A 21063-nucleotide genomic window follows, 5' to 3' on the forward strand; every position below is an offset into this window, starting at 1 on the left:
GGTGGACCGGCCGGGAGCAGCCTGTCCACGGCCGGTTCCACTGCGGCTGCCATTACCTCCGCGATCTTCCCGGACGCTATGGTCTCCACCCTGCCCGCCGGACCCGTCGCGTCCAGTCCGTCGGTCAAGGTGATCGCGAGGTGTCCTCCGGGCACGTCGAACACCGCCGCACGCGTCGGTGCCCTCCGGGGACTTGCTTCGTCGGCCTCGGCCTCCGGAGGGGAAGCCGCGGGGCCCTGGGCCCACAATGTCGCGAGCTGGTCCAGTACTTCCTCGGACAGCTCGTGGATGACGCGACGCAACGGGCCGGGTACCCCCGCTGAGCCGTCGAGTTCCGGCGACTCGGCTGCAGCCCGCTGGGCATCGCCGTCCAAGTAGGCATCGACGAGGAGGGCGAGCCCACTGTTCTCGGCCACCGTCAGCCAGCCCGGCAGAGAGACAGCGGCGTCCGGCCCGTCCAGCAGTGTGCCGAGCCAACCGTCGTCCAGATCGAACTCCCCTAGGGCATCTGCGAGTTCCTGCCCGTCGATGGTCCGGGCGGCCGCCTGGTTCAGCAACAGAAGGAGTCCGGCCAGCCGATCGCGGACGAACGCGCTGCCGGGCGTACGAGCCGAGGTGTGTGGTGCTGTTTCCATCCTGATTGCCTCCTGGTGCCGTTACCGCGTCCCACCGGGCACGGGACTCTGACCGGTCCGGACGCGCAGCAGGGCGAGCGCGCCGGACGTGGCCACGATCAGGCCGCCGGAGCCGTGAGAGCAGATTCCGGCCGGCAGTCCGTCGAGCGGCCAGCGGGTGCCGAGCCCGTCGACCGCGCTGTAGGTGTCCAGCCAGCTGCCGCCGCGGTCGCCTCCGGCGACGGCGAAACAACCGCCCGTCATGAGGGCAGCACGTACGGAGTGTCCGAGTGGTGGTACGGAGCCCACGAGCGGGGCAGCACCCCCTACGAACGTGCAGGTGCCACTGGCGTCCACGATCACCGCGGTCTCGCCGTCGGCCGAGGCCGTCAGGCGCACGGGATGCGGGCACAGTGCCACTCTCTTGGGTGTGGCCTGCCCGTACGGGGCCCATCGGTGGACCACTCCGTCGAGGGTGGCCGCCCACACGACCGGTTCCTCCCGCCGGCCGGCCATGGCCAGGGCGACGACTGGTTTCCGGAACACTTCGCCACGCACGGGATCGGCGCCGGAGGCGGACAGCACCTCGACGGCACAGCCATCGGCCAGGGCCAGCATGCCTGCCGGGTGGGACGCGGAAGGCCCGGGGAACTCGCCGGACCCTTTCCTCAGCACCTGGCCGACATCTGCCGCGTCCCGTGAGCATCGGAGCACGGACCCGTCGGTGAGAACGAGCAGCGCGCAGGCCCCCTCGGCATCCGCGCCGACTCCGGCCTCCGCCGGGTTTCCCATGGCCTGGATCGCATGCAGGTCCTTGATGGGGCCGACACCGGGCCTCGACGCCACCTGCTCGCCGTCGGCGCCGTTCCACCAGATCAGCGTGCCGTCGTCGTGCGCGGTGATGAGCGACCCCGGTCCGGGTTCCCCGGCCGCCGACACACGTGTGGTCGTATGGCGGTCACGGGCTCCCGCGTTCGCCCAGAGCACCTCCAGTGATCCGCCGGGTACGACGACAGGCCCAGCCGCACGGGCGAGGTCGGTCAAGCCCTGACGGGCAGCCGTGAGGGCGAGGGCGAACCGCCGTTGCTGCCGTGTCCCACGCCGAGGCTGGCTGTTCCACACGGCGGTACGGGCGGCCTGGTCCGGGGCACTCAGGGCGCGAACCATTCGCGTCATGGTGGGGCCCGGCAGTGCGAGCAGGAAGTCGGGATCGTCCAGGAGGCACTGCATACCGCTCGTCGGATCGGCCGCGGCGGCGGCGAGGACGGCCAGCACGTGTGGCGGGACGCCTTCCCAGCCGCAGTCGGCCACGCGGAGTTCGTCGAGCAGGTGACGCAGCACGGTACGGCGGGGTCCCTGCGCACCGGCGGGCGGTGGGTGACGTGGTCGCCATAAGCCCTGGACGTCCGTCGCGTCCCCCTTGACCGGCTGCCCGCCGGGAGCGTCTCGCCACACGAGAAGGGGCCCGCAGGCGGACAGGCAGGACACCAGCTCCGACGCCGACAGCGGGCCGGACGCCGAGGTGCCGGCCAGACGTGAAGCGACGGCGGCCCAGGTGCGCGCGTCGAGGAACAGGTCGTTGCCGAAGGAGCACAGCGCGGTCAGGGTGTCCGCGACCGCTGTGGCGGTCTGCGGAAGGAACTCCTGGAGCGTGCGACGGAGCAGGCCGTCGAGCCGGACGGCGGCGGCCTCGCAGGCACGTTCCAGAGAGCCGCTGCCCTCCCGGAGCAGGACGTCCGCGGCGGCGACGGCCGCGGCGAAGCAGCCGTCGCAGATCTGCTCCAGGGTGGCGATGGCACCGTCGGACACCTGCCCGCCGTAAGCGAGTCGAGTCCGCAGATAGGCGCCCACGGACGAGGCTCCCAGGCGCACTGGGGCATCCAGATCGAGGATCAGCCGTGCGGGCCGGTCGGTCGGCTGACGGGTGGTGCCTACCACGACCCGGACAGCCGGCAGCGTGGCCAGTGCCTCGACCAGTTCGGTGAGTACGGCGGCGGGCTCCTTGGCCTCGTACAGGTGGTCGATGACGATGCTGCGGACGGAGCCTGAACCGTTCTTCCTGAGCTCGGCCAGCAGGCTGGGGACGCTCGCGGCGGTAAGCCCCAGCGACCTGGCGATGTCGGCAGCAAGCCGGTCGGCCGTTCGGCCACTGGCGTTGACCGCGGCCAGGGTCAGTTCGCCGGTCGGCAGGACGCCGTGCCGGGCCACCGTGGGGAGAGCGTCGCGCAGGCCGGCGGTCGCCGTGGTGACGACACGGCCCAGCAGCGCGGTCTTGCCGCTGCCGTGCGAGCCGGACAGCCACAGCACAGGGGCAGTCCCGGTGCCGGTCAGATGATCGAGGACGGTGCGCAGCTCGGCGTCACGGCCGGTGAAGTACCAGCCCGGCGAAGCGTCGTTGACCACTCCGCGGGAGGCCCAACCCCAGCCGGGGGGCAGCCAGGTCGGCGGTTCGGGCCGCATGTACCGGGGATTGGGCAGCACCCGGCAGCGAGGTTCGCCGTGACCGGCCACGATCCGCGCCTTCTGACGGGTGTGGCTCAGGGCGTTCTGTACGGATTCCATCACCTGGGTCAGGTCCAGGTACGGCTGATCGGTGGAGGGGACGGCGGCGTCGCGCAACGCGGTGGTGAGGGCCCGGGAAAAGACGGTTTCCAGTGCCTGGTCGGTCCGCCGGGCCGCCGCCACGACCCACAGGTCCAGCTGGTCGTCGTCGGTCCGGTGGACCGACTGCGCGATGGTGTCCAGCAGAGCCTGCTCGCCACCGGGGGCGGCACCGCACGCGTCCAGGATCAGCAGAACCTGGGCGAGGTCTCGACGCTGCCACAATGCCCTGATCAGATCAGCCGGTTTGGTGACCACCCGGTCATCCGTGCTCTGCTGGTCGTCGGGAGCCTCATACTCCGTCGGCGCCAGCACCCAGTCCGTTCTGAGCTTGAAACCGTGGCCCGTGGCGTAGATGACAAGGGTCGCCGTTCGCGCGCCGGTATGACCGGCGGCGCCCTTGCTCCAGGTGAACAGGGAGTCCCGCAGGTCGGTGTGGGACAGTGCGTCCCCGTCGCCGTCCGTGCCGGGGAACAACTCGGTCAGGCCGAGTGCGCCGAGACCCGCACGAACGGCCCGGACTTCTTCCGGCACCTTGTCCAGGTCGCCGAACGATCCGCCGTATACGGGGCGCCCGGAAATACAGAAATACCCCGTGTGGCTCCCGCTGTCAGTCAAGGGCCACCTTCACGGCCTGCGCGGTCCGGACGTTCTTCAGGTACGTGGCCGCATCATGTGCGGTGCCACGGGAGTTGGAGGCCGGAAGGTCATGGATCTTCCCGGCGAAAAGGCCGTCAAGCTCCTTGACCGAGGCTACGACGTCTTCCTTCGCAGCGATGTTGACCCAGGTGGCGATACCAGTGGGCCAGGGAGCCTGACAGGCGTCACAGAGCGGATGCAGTTCGCGCAGCACCGGGCGCAGGCCCAGCGGGGAGCCGAGGGTGATCAAGGTCGTTGCGGAAGTCGCCTCGTGGCACCTCAACCAGTCGTAGGCGACCACGCTCCCCAGCGAGTGGGCGATGATCAGACGGGGCTGTGACTCCATGGCGGTGCTGAACTCGGCAAGGACCGCCTTCCTGAAATCGTCGTCGCGCAGGTAGCGGGCCACCTGCTTGATGAAGCCGATGATCCTGGCGGCCGTGCCTCCGAAGACCTTGCGCGACTGGAGTACGCGGATCGCCCACTGCACACTCCGTGGAGCGTATGCCGCCTTGCTCGACGCCTCGTATGAGGGCTCCTCGACCGCTTCGGCCAGCGCGACCAGGAGATCCTCCTCGACGCCCGGCCTCAGGTCGCCGACCACGTACTGCCAGCCGGTACCGGCCTTTCCGTCGTTGTACAGGTGCCCGTAGAACGCGCACTCCACGGTGAGGTCCTCAGCCTCCGAGAACCTGACGTTCCGCAGGCCCTCCCGCAGAGCGGCCAGCCAGGAGTCGTGCATCTCGTCACGGCTCGACATATTGGCGCAAATGCCATGTACTGCGACAACGTCAGCCATCACAACCACCCCCGTGTCGTCCTTTGCCCCCGCTGTTCATCAAGTGAACAGCGATGTCAGGCGAATCCTCCCCCGCAACGATACGGAAGCGCCGTTCTCTTCGTACAGCAACAAGGATGCACGGCATACGACGTGGCGTCACAGATCTCCGGATACTGTGACGCGACACCCGCCCCGGGGGCACGCCTCGCCCCAGGAAGCTCAGCCGCACCCGACGCTCCGGACCGCCCCTGTCCGTGTCCACCGAAACTCCGTCAGGACAGCCCTGGTGCGTGGGACCGCAAACGAGGACCGGAGACGGTCGTGCAGGTTCGCAGGGTGGTCGGCCGAGGCCCCATCGGGACCTGTCGTGCTGTCAGATGCGATGCCTGGTCCGGCTCAGAACCGGCGTTCGCCTCATGTGTTCATCCTCATGAGGCACCTGGGCTGGACGCACGGGCGAGAGCGAACCGCCCGACCCGAACGACCCGTCTGATATCACGATGCCATTGGCTGACCGGCTTGGGGAGGGCCGATGGAACAGCGAAGAACGGCACTTGCCCGACGAATTTCCGAGCAGAGGGCGGGAGTCGGCGACCCAAGGGCCTTGGTGGGTGAGATGCGGCGCGCAGTTCTTCTGGTCCCGTCGGCCGGGCCCGGTCTGTGGAGTGCCCGATCGGGCGGTGTCCGGTGGATCTGCGCGTTTACGGACGAGACGGCACTGGCCCGCTTCGCCGTTCACCATGGTCCTGGTGATCGGCCCATGGATTACGCGGCACTGCTCGGGGCCCGCATCGTGGACGAGGTCGTACCGGCCCTGGGCGAACCCGCCGGGCTCGCTGTGGACATCGCCGACGAGGACGGGGCGATGTTCTTCCCGCCGGTCACCGGAATCGTTCCGGACGGCGTCGCGGTCGACACCGGCGCGGCGGAGGTACGCAGCCATGGGCGGTGACGAAGCGAACCTGGCCTTCGATCAGGCGTCGGTGGCGAAGTTCACCCAGGGCGTAGGTGCGACGATCGACCAGCTCGGCGACCTCGGCGGCGCCACGGGCTCCGTAATGGGCAAGGGATTCTCGGGTCTGGCCCTGACGGGAATGGAAGCCGGGCACCACGGGCTGTCGGTGGATTTCGAGGACTTCTGCGAACGGTAGGAGTGGGGGGTGCGCGCTGGTGAGCGACGCGAGCGGGCTCGCGACCCGTCTCGGGCTGGCGGCGGGCACCCAGTGGGAACACGACCAGTATGTCCAGGACTCGCTGAAGATCGGCGTCAACTCCCTGACGGGCGGCAGCCCCCACGCCAGTCAGGAGGACATCGCCCAGCAGGACTGGGAGGACGTCTTCACACCCGACTACCTGGACCCGGACTGGAGTTCCGAGTCGTTCGAGAAGGCCGGCCAGGACATGGAACAGACCTGGAAGGACACCGGCCACAGCGTCCTCACCGAGGGGCAGGGCGGTCGCGAGGCGGAGAGGCTCAGGACCGGCCTCGGCATCGGTGACGAGCAGTGGGACCGGGCACTGGACGACACGTTCGGGCCGTCGCCCGAGGAACGCGCCCAGCAGGCGCAGCGACAGGGCGATTCGGACACGGCTGGGGACGACTGAAGTTGGGCGTCGGGGACTTCATCAGGGACATCACGCCGGACTCGGTCGAGGACGTGATCGAGGACGGTGTCGAGTGGGCCGGCAACCGGGTCGAGGACGCCGGGAACTGGACGGCGGACCGGCTGGACGACGTGGGCTGGGAATCCGGTTCGGACTGGGTGCGGGAGCAGTCGCGTTCGGCGGCTGATCGGATGGGCGCCGAAGCAGACGAGATGGATCTCGGGCAGACCGAGGACAAGACCAAGCTGGTCTACGGAAGCCCTGGCAAGATCCGCTCCACGGCAAAGCAACTGCGTTCCTTCCAGAAGGCGTTCGAGGACGTCGGCGGCGGATTGAAGGGGCTCGACTCCTCACGCCTGAAGGGCGAGGCGGCCGATGCGCTGCGCACCGCGGTGAGCACCCAGCCACCGAAGTGGTTCACCGGTGCCGATGCCTGTGAGAAGGCAGCTGCCGCCTGGAGGCGTACGCCGGCACCGTAACCTGGGCTCAGAACCAGGCGCAGACGGCGATCGCCGTGTGGAAAGAAGGCGTCAAGGCATCCCGGGAAGCAGCTGAAGGCCACGCAAGCGGATCGACGACTACAACAAGGCCGTCGACCGCTACAACGCGCAGGCCCCCGAGCAGCGCAACCCCGGCACTCTGCCGCCCTGCCCCGCGCCGACGTTCGACGACCCGGGCAAAGCGCTGTTGCAGGACGCGCAGGAACTCCTCGCCCAGGCTCGCGAGCAGCGGAACACCGCCGCGGAGACCGCCCGGAGCGCGGTCCGGGCCGCCCGCGACACAGCCCCGGACAAGCCCTCGTACGCACAGCAGGTGGGTGACGGTCTGCGGGAATTGCAGATCATCAAGGGCCACGTCGGCGGTGGCGCCATCAAGGGCACCGCGGGGCTGGTGAACTTCGTCCGGGGAATCAATCCGCTGGATGCGTACAACATCACCCACCCCGCCGAGTACGTCACCAGCCTCGCTGCCGGCCTGGTGGTCACCGCCAACGACCCGGTCGGCACCGGCAAGCAGATGATCAGCGACTTCATGAAGGACCCTGCGGAAGGGGTCGGCCGACTGCTGCCCGACGCGGCGCTGACCGCGGCCACCGGTGGAGGCGGAGGCGTCGTCAAGGGTGTCCGCGTCGCCTTGGACGCGGCCAAGGCGTCCCGGGCGCGGAGGCTGCTCGACAACGCTCCCGACGGCGCCCACACTCGCCCCGACGGGCACCGCGTCGTCGCCGGTACCGACTCGGTCGACCTCGCCTCGGGCCGGATGTTCCTGCCTCAGACAGATCTGGTGCTGCCCGGCACCCTGCCGCTGGTCTTCGGTCGCCGCACCGAATCCGGCCTGTTGGCAGGCCGGTTCCTCGGCCCTTCCTGGACCTCCACCGTCGATGAGCGACTGGAGATCGACGCGGTCGGCGTGGTACACGTCACCGCCGACGGGCTGCTGTTCCCCTATCCCCACCCCGCCCCGGGTGCCCCGACCAGTCCTGAGTCCGGGACCGCCCGCACGCTCCTGGCCCGTGAAGTGAGCGGCGACTACACGGTCACCGACCCCGGCACGGGCCTGGTCCGGCACTTCACCGCCCCGGCGGACAGCGAACCGGGCGAGGACGGCGATGCCTGGCTGGACCGGGTCGAAGACCGCCACGGCAACTGGTGGGCCGTGGAACGAGGCGAGAACGGCACGCCGCTCGCCCTGACCTGTTCGGCAGGTCGTCGGGTCACCGTCACGGTGACCGACGGCAGAGTCACGGCCCTGTCCCTGGCGGGAGCGGGTGAGGACGGGTCCGCCCTGCCCCTGATGGGCTACGGCTACAAGGACGGAAACCTCACCACCGTCGTCCGGCCGTCCGGCGCGACCACCACTTTCCTTCACGACGAACGCCGCCGCGTCGTCGCCGAAGGCGGTCGGGCCGGCCACATCCAGATCACTCTCACCTACACGGACCCGGACCCGGACACCGGCCTCCGTACCACCAGCCTCACCACTGCCGACGGACGCACGACCCGGCACCAGATCGATCGCCGCTGCCAGGTGGTGGCCACCACCGATCCGCTCGGTCACACCACCCGCTTCACCCATGACGCCCGCGGCAACACCCTGACCCGCACCGATCCTCTGGGCCTTACCACCGCCTTCACCCACGACGAGGACGGCCGCCTGCTCGCCGTCACCCGCCCCGACGGAAGTGAACTGCGCACCGTGCGCGACCCGTCGGGGCTGCCCACAGAGTTCCGGGGGCCGGACGGTGCCCGCTGGCTGCAGGAATTCGACGACCAAGGCAACCGCACCGCCGTCGTCGACCCGGCTGGGGCCACCACCCGCTACGCCTACGACGGCCGGGGCAGGCTGACCACCGTCACCGACGCCCTCGGCGCCACCACCACCGTGGTCTGCGACGCGGCGGGGCTGCCGATCGCGGTGACCGATCCGGTCGGTGGCACCACCCGCCTGGAACGCGACGCTCTGGGCCGGGTCGTGCGGACCATCGACCCGGTGGGCAACGTCACCCGGGCCGTCCTGGACGAGGACGGCAATCTCGCCCGCCGTGTGGCCCCGGACGGTTCCACCGAGTCGTGGACGTACGACGGTGAGGGGAACCCCCTCAGCCACACCGGCCCGGCCGGCGGCATATCCCGCTTCACTTACACACACTTCGACCTGCTCACCATGCGCACCGGTCCCGACGGCACGTCCCACACCTTCGAGTACGACGCGGACCTGCGGCTCACCCGGGTCACCGGCCCGCACTGCAGCTGGTCCTACACGTACGACGCCGCCGGCCGGCTCACTTCCGAGACGGACTTCGACGGCCGCACCCTCACCTACCGGCACAACGCCGCGGGGCAGCTCATCGCCCGGTCCGACGCACTGGGCCGGACCGTGTCCTACACCTACGACCAGCTCGGCCAAGCGGTCCGCAAGGACGTGGCGGGCAGGGTCACCACCTACGTGTACGACCGGGCCGGGCGCCTGTCGCACGTGGCCGGACCGGACAGCGAGATCGTCTACGTGTACGACCGGCGTGGCCGAACCAAGACCGAACTCATCGACGGCCGCGCCATGAACTACACCTACGACATCCTGGGCCGCCGGGCTCGCCGCATCACTCCGACCGGCGCGATCACCGAGTACGCCTACGACAACGCCGGCCGTGCCGCCCGTATGACCAGCGGCGGCCATGAGATCGCCTTCACCCACGACGCGGCCGGCCGGGAACTCGAGCGTGTCTTCGGCGGATCTCTCACCCTGGCCTCCGCCTGGGACGAGGCAGGCAGGATCAGTGCCCAGCACCTGACGGCCGAGGGCCGTTCCCTCAACCGCCGTCACTACACACACCGTGCCGACGGCCACCTCAGGTCCATGACCGACGATCTGTCAGGCTCACGCACCTTCGATCTGGACCCGACCGGCCGGGTCAACGCTGTCCACGCCGAGGGATGGACCGAGCGCTACACCTACGACGCCGCCGGCAATCAGACGACGGCTTCCTGGCCCGACTCCCATCCCGGCCACGAAGCCACCGGTCCCCGCGTCTACAGCGGGACCTCCGTGACCAGGGCCGGTAACGTTCGCTTCGAACACGACGCCCTCGGCCGTGTGACCCTGCGCCGGAGAGCCCGCCTGTCGCGCAGGCCCGACACCTGGCACTACGAATGGGACGTCGAGGACCGTCTCGCCGCCGTCGTCACTCCCGACGGCACCCGCTGGCGCTATCTCCACGACCCTCTGGGCCGCCGCACCGCCAAACAGCGCCTCACCGACGACGGGCAGGGCATCGCGGAGGAAATCCGCTTCACCTGGGACGGTATGACCCTGTGCGAACAGACGGTCCACGCACCGGGTCTTCCCCATGTGGTTGCTCTCACCTGGGACCATCGTGGCCTGGTACCGCTGTCCCAGACGGAACGCCTCCTCAGCCCGGACAGCCGTCAGGAAGAGATCGACCGCCGGTTCTTCGCCATTGCCACCGACCTCGTGGGAACGCCCACCGAGCTCGTCGACGAATCCGGCGAGATCGTCTGGCGTGCCAGGAGCGCCCTCTGGGGCACCACCGCCTGGGCCCGCTCCAGCACCGCCTACACCCCGCTGCGCTTCCCCGGCCAGTACTACGACCCGGAAACCGGCCTCCACTACAACCTCTTCCGCCACTATGACCCGGAGACCGGTCGCTACACCTCCCCGGACCCTCTCGGCCTCGGCCCCGCACCGAATCCTGTCGCCTATGTGCACAACCCGTTCACCGTCTGCGACCCACTCGGCCTCTCGCCCTACTCGAAGTTCAAAGGTTTGGGCTGGCTGACGGACAAGCTGCTCGAGCGCCCGTCGTACCGGTACCAGCGGCTCGTCACCGACCAGAGCTACGAGCAACAGTGGGTCCTGCCCGACGGCCGGGAAGTACACGTCGACGGCGGCCCGCGGGACGGCTGGATCACGGAGGCGAAGTGGACCGGCGGCGACAAGGTCGGCGAGTGGGAGAATCCCCCTACAACCCCGATTTCAAGTACTACAACGAGAGCAGAATCACCGCCCAGGCAGACAAGCTGCTCGCCCTCAATGAGGACCTCGGAGGCAAGGGCGTCCGCTATATGGTGTCCAATGAATGGGGCGCCGCGCATGTGAACGAAGTGCTGGCCAAGGCATTCCCTGAGGCATACGCCAGCGGGCAGCTGAAGGCGTATCACGTGCATGAGTGGAATGAGTTCATGGCTGCAGTGATCGCAATGCTGGAAGAGCTGAGGAGCCTCGCCCCGCTGACCGTCGAAGGTGCGGCGGCGCGGTTCTCGGCCCAGGAGTGGACGCCCGGGGGCAAGCTCCGTGACGGCGTGGAGACGTCATGGGACAAGGACGGCGTCGGGGCCTGGGTCCAGAGGTTCAGCGGTGGGGCGGTCAGCGTCTCGTTCGCCGTCTGGATCCGCGACGTGGACGAGTCGGGCTATTTCGACGACGTGGAGGCCGTCTACGAGCAGGGGGAGCAGGCGCTGGCCGCCTTCCTGCCGGAGATCGAGGAATCACCTCTCACCGGTCACCTGGTCGAGGCCGAGCAGACGGACGCCGACAAGGAGGAGTTCGTCCGGGTGAAGAAGTGGACCCTCGACGGCCGGACCTTGACCGCCGGCGTGGTCCAGCAGGACGCCGACCTTCCGGTGATGGTGATCGTGGCACTGGAGGAGCCCGGCACCGCGTGACCCGGCCCGCGCCAGGGTGCCGTACTCCCACCGAGGGCCCAGGCTCCCTCCGGTGCGCAGGGAGGGGTTGAGCGCCTCGCCTTCGCGGCCGTGCCCGCCTACCGGCACGGCCGCGAGTGCGGTCGGCTGTGTTCGCGGACCGACGGGCGGCTGTGGGGCTCCTTCGCGGCGGCGATCACGGTCGCGTCGTTCACCGTTCCGAGCCGGGCAAGCTCCAGGGCCACGGTGCTCCGACATCGCCAGTTGACGATGAAGATCCGGACCATCCCTAGGCCAGAGCTCGCCCCCCCCTGCTTGATAGCCAGCATTCGCAAGGGCAGAGGCCATGTGCGTTGTGCACTACCAGCAGGCGAAGAGCCTGATGCCAGATGTGACGCTCCGCCCGGCGACCCCGGTGCTCTCCGTTGATAGGGCCGGAGATTCCCTCTGCGGTCGCAGCAGAGCGGCTCAGTGACCGAGGAAGCTCAACCGCACCCGCCGCTCCGGGTTGTCCTTGTTCGTGTCCACCAGGCACACCGACTGCCAGGTCCCCAGCTCCAGTTGGCCCCCGATCACCGGCAGGGTCGCGTGGGGCGGTACGAGAGCGGGGAGTACGTGGTCGCGGCCGTGGCCCGGGCTGCCGTGGCGGTGTTGCCAGCGGTCGTCCGCCGGGAGCAGGTGGTGGAGGGCGGTCAGGAGGTCGTCGTCGCTGCCCGCGCCCGTCTCCAGGACGGCGATGCCCGCTGTGGCGTGGGGGACGAAGATGTTGAGCAGGCCGTCACGGCCGGATGCCGCGCGGGTGAGGAACTCCTCGCACTCCCGCGTCAGGTCCGTGACGGTCTCCGCCGTACCCGTGGTGATGTTCAGGACAGTGGTGGTGAAGGAATCGGACATGCCGCCATCTTCTCTTCCGGGAGGCGAGATGGCACGTCCACGCTCCGAGACACCATTGACCGTGTCCTGACCGGATGACTACGTTCATCGCCATGTTCCGATCAGCTCTGCTCACCTCGCGCGGTCACATCGACCTGCTGCGGGTGGCATCCGCCGCGTGTTGTCGCGGCTGCTGACGTTCCCTCAGCGCCTTTCGCGCCCCTCCTGACCGGAGCCTTCATCCGGTTCCGGCCCATCGGCTGCGCCCTGCCCTCGCGCACGTGCTCCTGCGTGCCGCTTCGCCCTGCCGACAGTCGGGGCGCCCCGCCTCTGGTCTGCCGGTTCTCGTGACGTCTCCTATCGCTTCTGTCGCTTCCTGATGCTTTCTGACGTTTTCGGGGTGCCGGGTGCGGCCCCGGCATACCAACGGCCTCGTTCGCCGCCTCCGTACGACCTCCTGTGGAGTCCTCGTGACCATCAGCCACGCACCGCCCGACCTGTCCGCGACTCCGGAGAAGACCCCGGCCCCCGTCGGCCGTACGGCCCCCGATCTGGAGCCGATCGTCCCCGCGTCCGTACGCCGGGCGCGGCTGCGGTCCGTGCCCCGGTGGCTGCGGCGTACCGTGGGGCCGTTGCTGCTGCTCGCGCTCTGGCAGGTGTTCAGCGCCACGGGGGTCCTGCACCCGGACGTGCTCGCGTCGCCGGGAACCATCGCCCGTGCCGGGGGCGATCTGATCGCCGACGGGACCCTTCCGGCCGCCATGGGCGTGTCGCTCCAGCGGGTGGCCGTGGGGCTGGTGCTCGGCGGGGTCGTCGGGACGGCGCTCGCGCTGGTCTCGGGGCTCTCGCGGCTCGGTGAGGACCTGGTCGACGCGACCGTACAGATGCTGCGCACGGTCCCCTGGGTGGGGCTGATCCCGCTGTTCATCATCTGGCTCGGGATCGGTGAGGCTCCGAAGGTCGCGCTCATCGCGCTCGGCGTCGCCTTCCATCTGTATCTGAACGTGTACGCGGGGATTCGCGGCGTGGACGCCCAACTCATCGAGGCCGGTGAGTCGTTGGGGCTCAATCGATGGGGGCTCATCCGTCATGTGGTGCTGCCGGGGGCGTTGCCCGGGGCGATGACCGGGCTGCGCTACTCCCTCGCCACCGCCTGGCTCGCGCTCGTCTTCGGCGAGTCCATCAACGCCGACGCCGGGATCGGGTTCCTGATGAACCAGGCCCGGGAGTTCTTCCGGACCGACGTGATCGTGGTCTGCCTCGTCGTGTACGCCTTCCTCGGCCTCACCGCCGACGTCATCGTCCGGACCCTCGAAAGGCTGCTGCTGCAATGGCGACCGACCTTCACCGGCCAGTGACCGCCCCGGTCCCCTCCCCCGGCGGGGAGTCCGAAGCCGCCGTACGGGTCGAAGGGCTCACCCGGGCCTTCGACGGGCGTGCTGTGATCGACGGGCTCGATCTCACCTTGAAAGCCGGGGAGTTCACCGCTCTGCTGGGGCGCAGCGGGTGCGGCAAGTCGACCCTGTTGCGGGTGCTGGCCGGGCTGGACCGGGAGATAGCGGGGACCGTGCTGGTGCCCCGGCGTCGCGCCGTCGCCTTCCAGGCGCCGCGCCTGATGCCCTGGAAGCGGGTCTGGCGCAACGTTCTGCTGGGGCTGCCGGGGAAACCCGAACGGGCCCTGGCGGAGAAGGCGTTGGCCGAGGTCGGGCTGACCGACCGGGCCGGTGCCTGGCCCAAGACACTCTCCGGCGGCGAGGCCCAACGCGCTTCTCTGGCGCGTGCGTTGGTACGGGAGCCCGATCTGCTCCTGCTCGACGAGCCGTTCGGCGCGCTGGACGCCCTGACCCGGATCAAGGCGCAGCAGCTCGTGGCGGAGCTCTGGCAGCGACGCGGCTGCGCGGTCCTGCTGGTCACCCATGACGTGGACGAGGCCCTGCTGCTGGCGGACCGGGTGCTGGTGATGCGGGAGGGCGGGATCGCGTACGACACAGCCGTCGGCCTGGACCGCCCGCGCGGTGTCGGCGCCCCCGGTTTCGCCGCCCTGCGCTCGCGGCTGCTCAGCGAACTGGGCGTCGAGGGCGGTGACGTTGAGAGCCGTGACGCCCGGGGCGGCGACGCCGGGAGCCGTGAGCTCCGGGGCGGTGATGTCGAGGGCGCCTTGGCCGACGCGCAGCCGGAAGCGCCCGCCGCCGCCCCGGCCAAGGCCCTCTGACCTCGTACCCCCGGGTCTTTACGAAGACCTGTCCCCTGCTCGCCTTCCCCGTCACGGAGAACCACCATGAAACGCCGTACCCTGCCCGCCCTGCTCCTCCCGCTCACCCTGCTCCTCGCCGCCTGCGGCGGTGGTGCCTCGTCCGCGGGGGCGGGGAGCAGCACCGACGGAAAGGGCAGCGTCACGCTCAACATCGGTGACCAGAAGGGGGGTTACGAGGCCATCCTGCGGGCCTCCGGAGAGCTCGACGACCTCGACTACCGCATCAAGTGGTCCACCTTCACCTCCGGCCCACCGCTGCTGGAGGCCGTGAGCGCGGGGGCCGTGGACATCGGGGGCGTGGGCAACACGCCGCCCGTCTTCGCCGCCGGGTCGGACTCGAACATCGTCGTCGTGGGCGCCAGTCACGGTTCGTCGGCCGGTGAGGCCATCGTCGTACCGAAGGACTCGCCGCTCAGGAAGCCCGAGCAGCTCAAGGGCAGCTCCATCGCCGTGGCGCAGGGCAGTTCGGCCCACTTCCAGCTGGTCGCCTCGCTCAGGAAGGCCGGTCTCTCCATCACGGACGTGAAGCTCAACTATCTGCAACCGGCCGACGCGCTCGCCGCGTTCAGCCGGGGGAAGGTCGACGCGTGGGCGATCTGGGACCCGTACACCTCGCAGATCCTGCGGGCCGGGAACGCCCGGGTGCTGACCACCGGTGAGGGGGTGGTCAACGGCCTCGGTTTCCAGGTCGCTTCGCCCGCCTCGCTCAAGGACCAGCAGAAGTCGAAGGCCATCGGTGATCTGCTCGTCCGGCTGGAGCGGGCGCAGAACTGGGTCTTCGAGCACCCGGAGGAGTGGGCCAAGGTGTGGGCGAAGGAGACCGGGCTCCCCTACGAGGTGGCGCTGGACGCCGTGAAGCGCAGCTACGGCACCCGCGTCCCCGTGGCGATCGACGAAGCCGCCATCGCCTCCGAGCAGGAGATCGCCGACACCTTCGCCGAACTCAAGCTGATCCCGAGGAAGTTCGACTTCGAGGACTACGTCGACACCCGCTTCAACCGGGATCTTCCCGCCTCCACCACCGCACCCCGCTCGTACGGAAAGGTCTCGTCGTGAACGTACATCTGCACTGGTTCCTGCCCACCGGAGGTGACGGCCGGACGCTCGTGGACCGGCACGCGTACACCGACGGCGGGATCAGGCGCGACCGGATCACCCCGGTGAGCGGGGTGCGCGCGCCGGACATCGAGTATCTGGCGCAGATCGCCAAGGCGGCCGAACAGCTGGGTTTCGAGGCCGTGTTGACGCCGACCGGTACGTGGTGCGAGGACGCCTGGCTGACCACGGTGGCGCTCGCTCAGCACACCGAGCGGCTGAAGTTCCTGGTGGCGTTCCGGCCGGGGGTCATCTCGCCGGTGCTCGCCGCCCAGATGGCCGCCACCTATCAGCGGATCACCCGGGGGCGGCTGCTGCTCAACGTGGTGACCGGGGGCGATTCGACCGAACAGCGGCGGTTCGGGGACCACTTGGACCACGACCGGCGTTACGCGCGCACGGCGGAGTTCCTGTCGGTGGTGCGGGGTGCGTGGAGCGGGCAGCCGTACGACTTCGACGGTGAGCACTACCAGGTGGAGGGCGGGCTGACCGCGCTGCCGCCGGACCCGCTGCCGGAGGTCTTCTTCGGCGGGTCGTCGGCCGCCGCCGGTCCGGTGGCAGCGGCCCATGCCGATGTCTATCTGACCTGGGGCGAGCCGCCGGCGGCGGTGAAGGAGAAGATCGACTGGATTCGCGGACTGGCCGAGGAGCAGGGGCGTACGGTCCGGTTCGGTATCCGGCTGCACACCATTTCGCGGGATTCGTCGGCCGAGGCGTGGGCCACCGCCGACCGGCTGCTGGGCGGCCTGGACGCGGACACGATCGCGGCGGCGCAGCAGGCGCTGGGGCGGAGCGAGTCGGTCGGGCAGCAGCGGATGCTGGCGCTGCACGGCGGTTCGCGGGAGAAGCTGGAGATCGCGCCGAACCTCTGGGCGGGCGTCGGCCTGGTGCGGGGCGGGGCCGGGACCGCGCTGGTGGGCAGCCACGCCGAGGTGGCGGACCGGATCGAGGAGTACCACGCGCTGGGGGTGGAGCACTTCGTGCTCTCGGGCTATCCGCATCTGGAGGAGGCGTACTGGTTCGGCGAGGGCGTGACGCCCGAGCTGGCCCGGCGCGGGCTGCTGTCGACCGTGCCCGCCTCTCCGTTGCTGGGGGCGCCGGGCCACGGGGACGGCCGCGCGGCTCCGGGGTCCGGTGGAGTGCCGTTGCTGGTCGCGGGCGGGCGCTGAGCCCGGGCCATATGAGCGGGGCGCCCGGGAAGATCCCGGGCGCCCCGCGAGTTAGTAGAAACGTGAACATTAATGGGGTGCGTGAACTGGACGTGGTCGTCATCGGCGCCGGGCAGGCGGGGCTGTCCGCCGCCCACCACCTGAGCCGCGTCGGTCTGGAACCGGACCGCGACTTCGTGGTGCTGGACCACGCGCCCCGGCCGGGCGGCGCCTGGCAGTTCCGCTGGCCCTCGCTGACGTACGGCAAGGTCCACGGGATGCACGCGCTGCCGGGCATGGAGCTGACCGGCGCGGACCCCGACCGGCCCTCGTCCGAGGTGATCGGCGAGTACTTCACGGCGTACGAGGACCGCTTCGGCCTGCGGGTCCACCGGCCCGTCGAGGTCAGCGCCGTACGGGAGGGGAGCGGCGGGCGGCTGCTCGTGGAGACGTCCGAGGGGGCGTACGCCCCGCGCGCGCTGATCAACGCGACCGGCACCTGGGACCGGCCGTTCTGGCCGCGCTACCCGGGGCAGGAGACGTTCCGGGGGCGGCAGCTGCACACGGTGAACTATCCGGGGCCGGAGGAGTTCGCGGGGCTGCGCGTCGTCGTGGTCGGGGGCGGTGCCTCCGGTACGCAGCATCTGATGGAGATCGCGGAGTACGCCGCCGAGACCTTCTGGGTGACCCGGCGCGAGCCGGTCTTCCGCGAGGGGCCGTTCACCGAGGAGTGGGGGCGGGCCGCCGTGGCGATGGTCGACGAGCGGGTGCGCAACGGGCTGCCGCCGCAGAGCGTGGTCAGCGTGACCGGGCTGCCGGTCAACGACGCCGTGCGGCGCGCCCGTGAGCAGGGGCTGCTCGACCGGCTGCCGATGTTCGACCGGATCACGCCGACTGGGGTGGCCTGGGACGACGGCCGCACGGTCGAGGCGGACGTGATCCTCTGGGCGACCGGCTTCCGGCCCGCCGTGGACCACCTGGCCCCGCTGAAGCTGCGTGAGCCGGGCGGTGGCATCCGGGCCGAGAACACCCGTGCCGTACGGGACGGACGCGTCCACCTGGTCGGGTACGGGCCGTCCGCCAGCACCATCGGCGCCAACCGGGCGGGGCGCGCCGCCGTCCGGTCGGTGCTGCGGCTGCTCAAGAGCGGGGACGGCCGGCGGAACGTCGAGGAGAAGGCCGCGGCGGTCGTCTGACGCGCGCCGCCGTCAGCCCGTGGCGGCGCGGCGGTTGCGGTTGAACTCCTCGACGTTTCTCTGCTGTTCGTCGTAGCTGTCGGTGAACCGGGTGTCCCCGGGCGCGACCGTGACGAAGTAGAGCCAGGGGCCGGGCGTGGGGGTGACCGCGGCGCGCATGGCCTCCTCCCCCGGGTTGCCGATGGGGGTCGGCGGCAGCCCCTTGCGTACGTAGCTGTTGTACGGGCTGTCCAGCCGGGTGTCGGCGGTCGTGGTGTCCAGGGTGGAGCGCTTGAGGGCGTAGTTGATGGTGGAGTCCATCTGCAACGGCATGTCCTTGAGCAGCCGGTTGTAGACGACCCGGGCGACCTTGCCCATGTCGGAGGCGGTGTCGGCCTCGGCCTGGACGATGCTGGCGATGGTGGCCGTCTCGTAGACCGTGACGTTGTTCCGCTGCGCTCCGGCGGTGATGTGGTCGGCGCCGAACCGCTTGCGGGCGGTGTCCGCCATGTAGCGCAGGAGGCTCGCGGGCGTGGTCGTGGAGTCGACCGGATACGTGGCCGGGAAGAGGTACCCCTCGGGGTTGCCCTCGGCCTGGTCCGGCAGCCCGAGGTCCACCGTCGGCACGGTCTTCTGCGTGGAGCCGGACTTCAGGCCGAGCTCCCGGTCGACGGCGGTGTACACCTGCGATGCGCGCCAGCCCTCCGGGATCACCAGGGTGCTCTGCGGGCGCTCCTGCTTCTTCTCCTTCTTCTCCGGGCCGAGCAGGGAGAGCGGGATCAGCACGGCGGCCGACACGACGAGCAGCGCCGCGACGACCAGGACGATCTTCCCGCGGCGGGTCGGGCGGAGTCTGCGACGGGGACGGGCGTCCGGGGACTCGTTCACCATGCGGGCACGTTAACCCGGCCCGCTCCCCCGGGCCGGTAGCCCGGCTGCGGCGTCGGCCCCGGCGACACGAACGCCGTACGGCTCGACCAGAACACACGAACAGGGGATCGGATGTTCGCTGGAACGCGTGATCGTACGGGGATTCGTTGCTGATGCCTCCCGCCGGGCGTGATGATTGCAGAGCGCAGTCAACGGGCTGCAGACCGCTACTGCGCATGTCCCACACATGCACCACGCACCAAGGAGAAAGTCCCGATGAACTTCCTGACCAACCTGCTGGCCGGCATCGTCCACTTCGTGGGTTGGCTCGTCTGACCATCGCTCCGCCCGGCGCCGTCGCTCCCCGTCCCACGGGAGCGGCGGCGCCGCTGCGTGGGGAGGGCAGCGGCGGTCAGGGGGCCGGAACCGGTGTCCGCCGGTGCGCGTCGCGGCGGATCAGGGCCGCGTACCGGCCGTCCCGGCCGAGCAGCTCCTCGTGCGTACCGCGTTCGGCTATGCGGCCGCCGTCCAGGACGACGATCTGGTCCGCGTCGCGGACGGTGGAGAGGCGGTGCGCGATGGTGAGGGTGGTACGGCCCTCGGAGAGTGCGTCGATCGCTTCCTGCACGGCGTGTTCCGTACGGGTGTCGAGCGCGCTGGTCGCCTCGTCGAGGATCAGCACCGGCGGGTCGCGGAGGATGGTGCGGGCGATGGCGAGGCGCTGCTTCTCACCGCCCGAGAAGCGGTAGCCGCGCTCGCCGACGAGGGTGTCGTAGCCGTCGGGCAGGGAGGCGATGTGGTCGTGGATCTGTGCGGCGCGGGCCGCGGCCTCGATCTCCTCGTCGGTGGCGCCCGGCTTGGCGAAGCGCAGGTTGTCGGCGACGGAGGCGTGGAAGAGGTAGGTCTCCTGGGAGACCACGCCGACCGCCCGGGCCAGCGTGTCGAAGTCCAGGTCGCGGACGTCGACCCCGTCGAGCGTGACCCGGCCGCCGGTGACGTCGTAGAGGCGGGGCACGAGATAGCTGAGTGTGGACTTGCCGGAGCCGGTCGGGCCGACCACCGCCAGGCTGTGGCCCGCGGGAACGGTCACGTCGATGGCGCTGAGCGCGGGGCCGCTCGTGGCGTCGTAGCGGAAGTCGACGTTCTCGAAGGCGATCTCGCCGCGGATCTTCTCCAGCCGGACGGGCTTCTCCGGTTCGGTGATGTCCACCGTGAGGTCCAGGTACTCGAAGATCCGCTGGAACAGGGCCAGGGAGGTCTGCATCTGGACACCGGTCGAGAGCAGGCTCACCGCCGGGCGGAACAGCCCCTGCTGGAGCGTGACGAAGGCGACCAGTGTGCCGATGGAGACGGCGGTGGAGCCCGGCGGGGCGGTGAGGCCCGCGAACCAGTAGATGACGGCGGGCATGGCGGCCATGACGATGCCGATGACGGCCATCCGCCAGCGGCCCGCCATGCTGGAGCGGACCTCCAGGTCGACCAGGCGCTCGGACTCCTCGGTGAACCCCTTGGTGAGGGAGTCGGAGCGGCCCATCGTGCGGCCGAGGAGGATGCCGCTGACCGAGAGGGACTCGGTCACCGTGGCGGCCATGGCGGCCATCTGCTTCTGGCGCTGGGTGGTGATCCGCTTCCGCTCCCGGCCGACGCGGCGGCTGATCGCGACGAACACCGGCAGCAGGAGCAGCGAGACGACGGTGAGGCGCCAGTCGAGCGCGAGCATGGCGACGACGGTCGCGATGACGGCGGTGAGGTTGGAGACGAGCGAGGTCGCCGTGGAGGTGACCGTCGCCTGCATACCGCCGATGTCGTTGGCGATGCGGGACTGCACCTCGCCCGTGCGGGTGCGGGTGAAGAAGGCGAGCGGCATCCGCTGGAGCTGGGCGTAGACGGCGGTGCGCAGGTCGTGCATGACGCGCTGGCCGACGGTCGTCGAGATCAGGGTCTGGAGGACGCCGAAGACGCTGTTCAGCACGGCGGTGAGGACCATGCCGAGCGCGAGCAGGGTCAGCAGCCCCGTGCGGCCCTGGGGGATGGCGGTGTCCAGGATCTCGCGCAGCAGGAACGGGGAGGCGACCGACACCAGGGAGGAGGCGCCGACCAGCAGCCCGACCACGGCGAGCCGGCCGCGGTAGGGACGGAAGAGGCGGAGGATGCGGCGCACCTCGCCGGGCGACCGGTCCGGGGCCGCGTCGGGTGGGGGCGTCCAGGTGGATTCGTCGGGTTTCATGGGCTCCTTCGTGGGGCGT

12 protein-coding genes and 2 pseudogenes are annotated in these 21063 nt (G+C 70.2%); 9 read left to right on the plus strand and 5 right to left on the minus strand.

The window, feature by feature from the left end:
* Window positions 1-656: 656 nt before the first annotated feature.
* Both B7C62_02590 and B7C62_02595 read right to left on the minus strand, forming a co-directional pair.
* Window positions 657-3749: a hypothetical protein gene (locus B7C62_02590; GenBank protein ID ARF71266.1), complete on the minus strand. Its 3093-nt coding sequence runs from the start codon at window positions 3747-3749 to the stop codon at window positions 657-659.
* 76 nt (window positions 3750-3825) lie between these two features.
* Window positions 3826-4614, minus strand: coding sequence for a hypothetical protein (locus B7C62_02595; GenBank protein ARF71267.1), 789 nt, complete (start codon window positions 4612-4614; stop codon window positions 3826-3828).
* Window positions 4615-5251: 637 nt separating this feature from the next.
* On the opposite strand from B7C62_02595, the gene B7C62_02600 reads away from it, so the two are divergent.
* From B7C62_02600 to B7C62_02615, 4 genes and pseudogenes are all read left to right on the plus strand, one after another.
* A complete protein-coding gene (locus B7C62_02600; protein ID ARF71268.1) occupies window positions 5252-5587 on the plus strand; it encodes a hypothetical protein in 336 nt (111 codons plus the stop codon).
* Window positions 5577-6240: pseudogene (locus B7C62_02605) on the plus strand (hypothetical protein). Before B7C62_02600 ends, B7C62_02605 begins: the two are co-directional and overlap by 11 nt.
* A gap of 2 nt (window positions 6241-6242) precedes the next feature.
* Window positions 6243-10953, plus strand: a pseudogene (locus B7C62_02610) (type IV secretion protein Rhs).
* Window positions 10941-11423 (plus strand): hypothetical protein, encoded by a 483-nt coding sequence (locus B7C62_02615; protein ID ARF71269.1) that lies wholly within the window; start codon window positions 10941-10943, stop codon window positions 11421-11423. The pseudogene B7C62_02610 and the gene B7C62_02615 overlap by 13 nt, the downstream one beginning before the upstream one ends.
* A 447-nt stretch (window positions 11424-11870) precedes the next feature.
* On the opposite strand, the gene B7C62_02620 is transcribed toward B7C62_02615, so the two are convergent.
* Window positions 11871-12296, minus strand: coding sequence for a hypothetical protein (locus B7C62_02620; protein ID ARF71270.1), 426 nt, complete (start codon window positions 12294-12296; stop codon window positions 11871-11873).
* Window positions 12297-12772: 476 nt separating this feature from the next.
* On the opposite strand from B7C62_02620, the gene B7C62_02625 reads away from it, so the two are divergent.
* The 5 genes from B7C62_02625 (at window position 12773) to B7C62_02645 (ending at window position 17968) form a co-directional block, all read left to right on the plus strand.
* Complete coding sequence (locus tag B7C62_02625) at window positions 12773-13633, plus strand: ABC transporter permease (GenBank protein ARF76952.1); 861 nt, start codon at window positions 12773-12775, stop codon at window positions 13631-13633.
* A complete protein-coding gene (locus tag B7C62_02630; protein ARF71271.1) occupies window positions 13606-14487 on the plus strand; it encodes a sulfonate ABC transporter ATP-binding protein in 882 nt (293 codons plus the stop codon). Before B7C62_02625 ends, B7C62_02630 begins: the two co-directional genes overlap by 28 nt.
* Before the next feature lie 66 nt (window positions 14488-14553).
* Window positions 14554-15585 (plus strand): ABC transporter substrate-binding protein, encoded by a 1032-nt coding sequence (locus tag B7C62_02635; GenBank protein ID ARF71272.1) that lies wholly within the window; start codon window positions 14554-14556, stop codon window positions 15583-15585.
* Window positions 15582-16793, plus strand: coding sequence for an alkanesulfonate monooxygenase (locus B7C62_02640; protein ARF71273.1), 1212 nt, complete (start codon window positions 15582-15584; stop codon window positions 16791-16793). The genes B7C62_02635 and B7C62_02640 overlap by 4 nt, the downstream gene beginning before the upstream one ends.
* Window positions 16794-16855: 62 nt before the next feature.
* Window positions 16856-17968, plus strand: a complete 1113-nt coding sequence (locus B7C62_02645; protein ARF71274.1) for a pyridine nucleotide-disulfide oxidoreductase — start codon at window positions 16856-16858, stop codon at window positions 17966-17968.
* Between the two features lie 12 nt (window positions 17969-17980).
* Here the strand turns inward: B7C62_02645 and B7C62_02650 are convergent, their stop codons facing one another.
* Both B7C62_02650 and B7C62_02655 read right to left on the minus strand, forming a co-directional pair.
* Window positions 17981-18838, minus strand: coding sequence for an aminodeoxychorismate lyase (locus B7C62_02650; protein ID ARF71275.1), 858 nt, complete (start codon window positions 18836-18838; stop codon window positions 17981-17983).
* Window positions 18839-19229: 391 nt separating this feature from the next.
* Window positions 19230-21044, minus strand: a complete 1815-nt coding sequence (locus tag B7C62_02655; GenBank protein ARF71276.1) for a multidrug ABC transporter ATP-binding protein — start codon at window positions 21042-21044, stop codon at window positions 19230-19232.
* Window positions 21045-21063 lie beyond the last annotated feature (19 nt).

It is taken from the genome of Kitasatospora albolonga, from assembly GCA_002082585.1.
Taxonomy (GTDB): domain Bacteria; phylum Actinomycetota; class Actinomycetes; order Streptomycetales; family Streptomycetaceae; genus Streptomyces; species Streptomyces stephensoniae.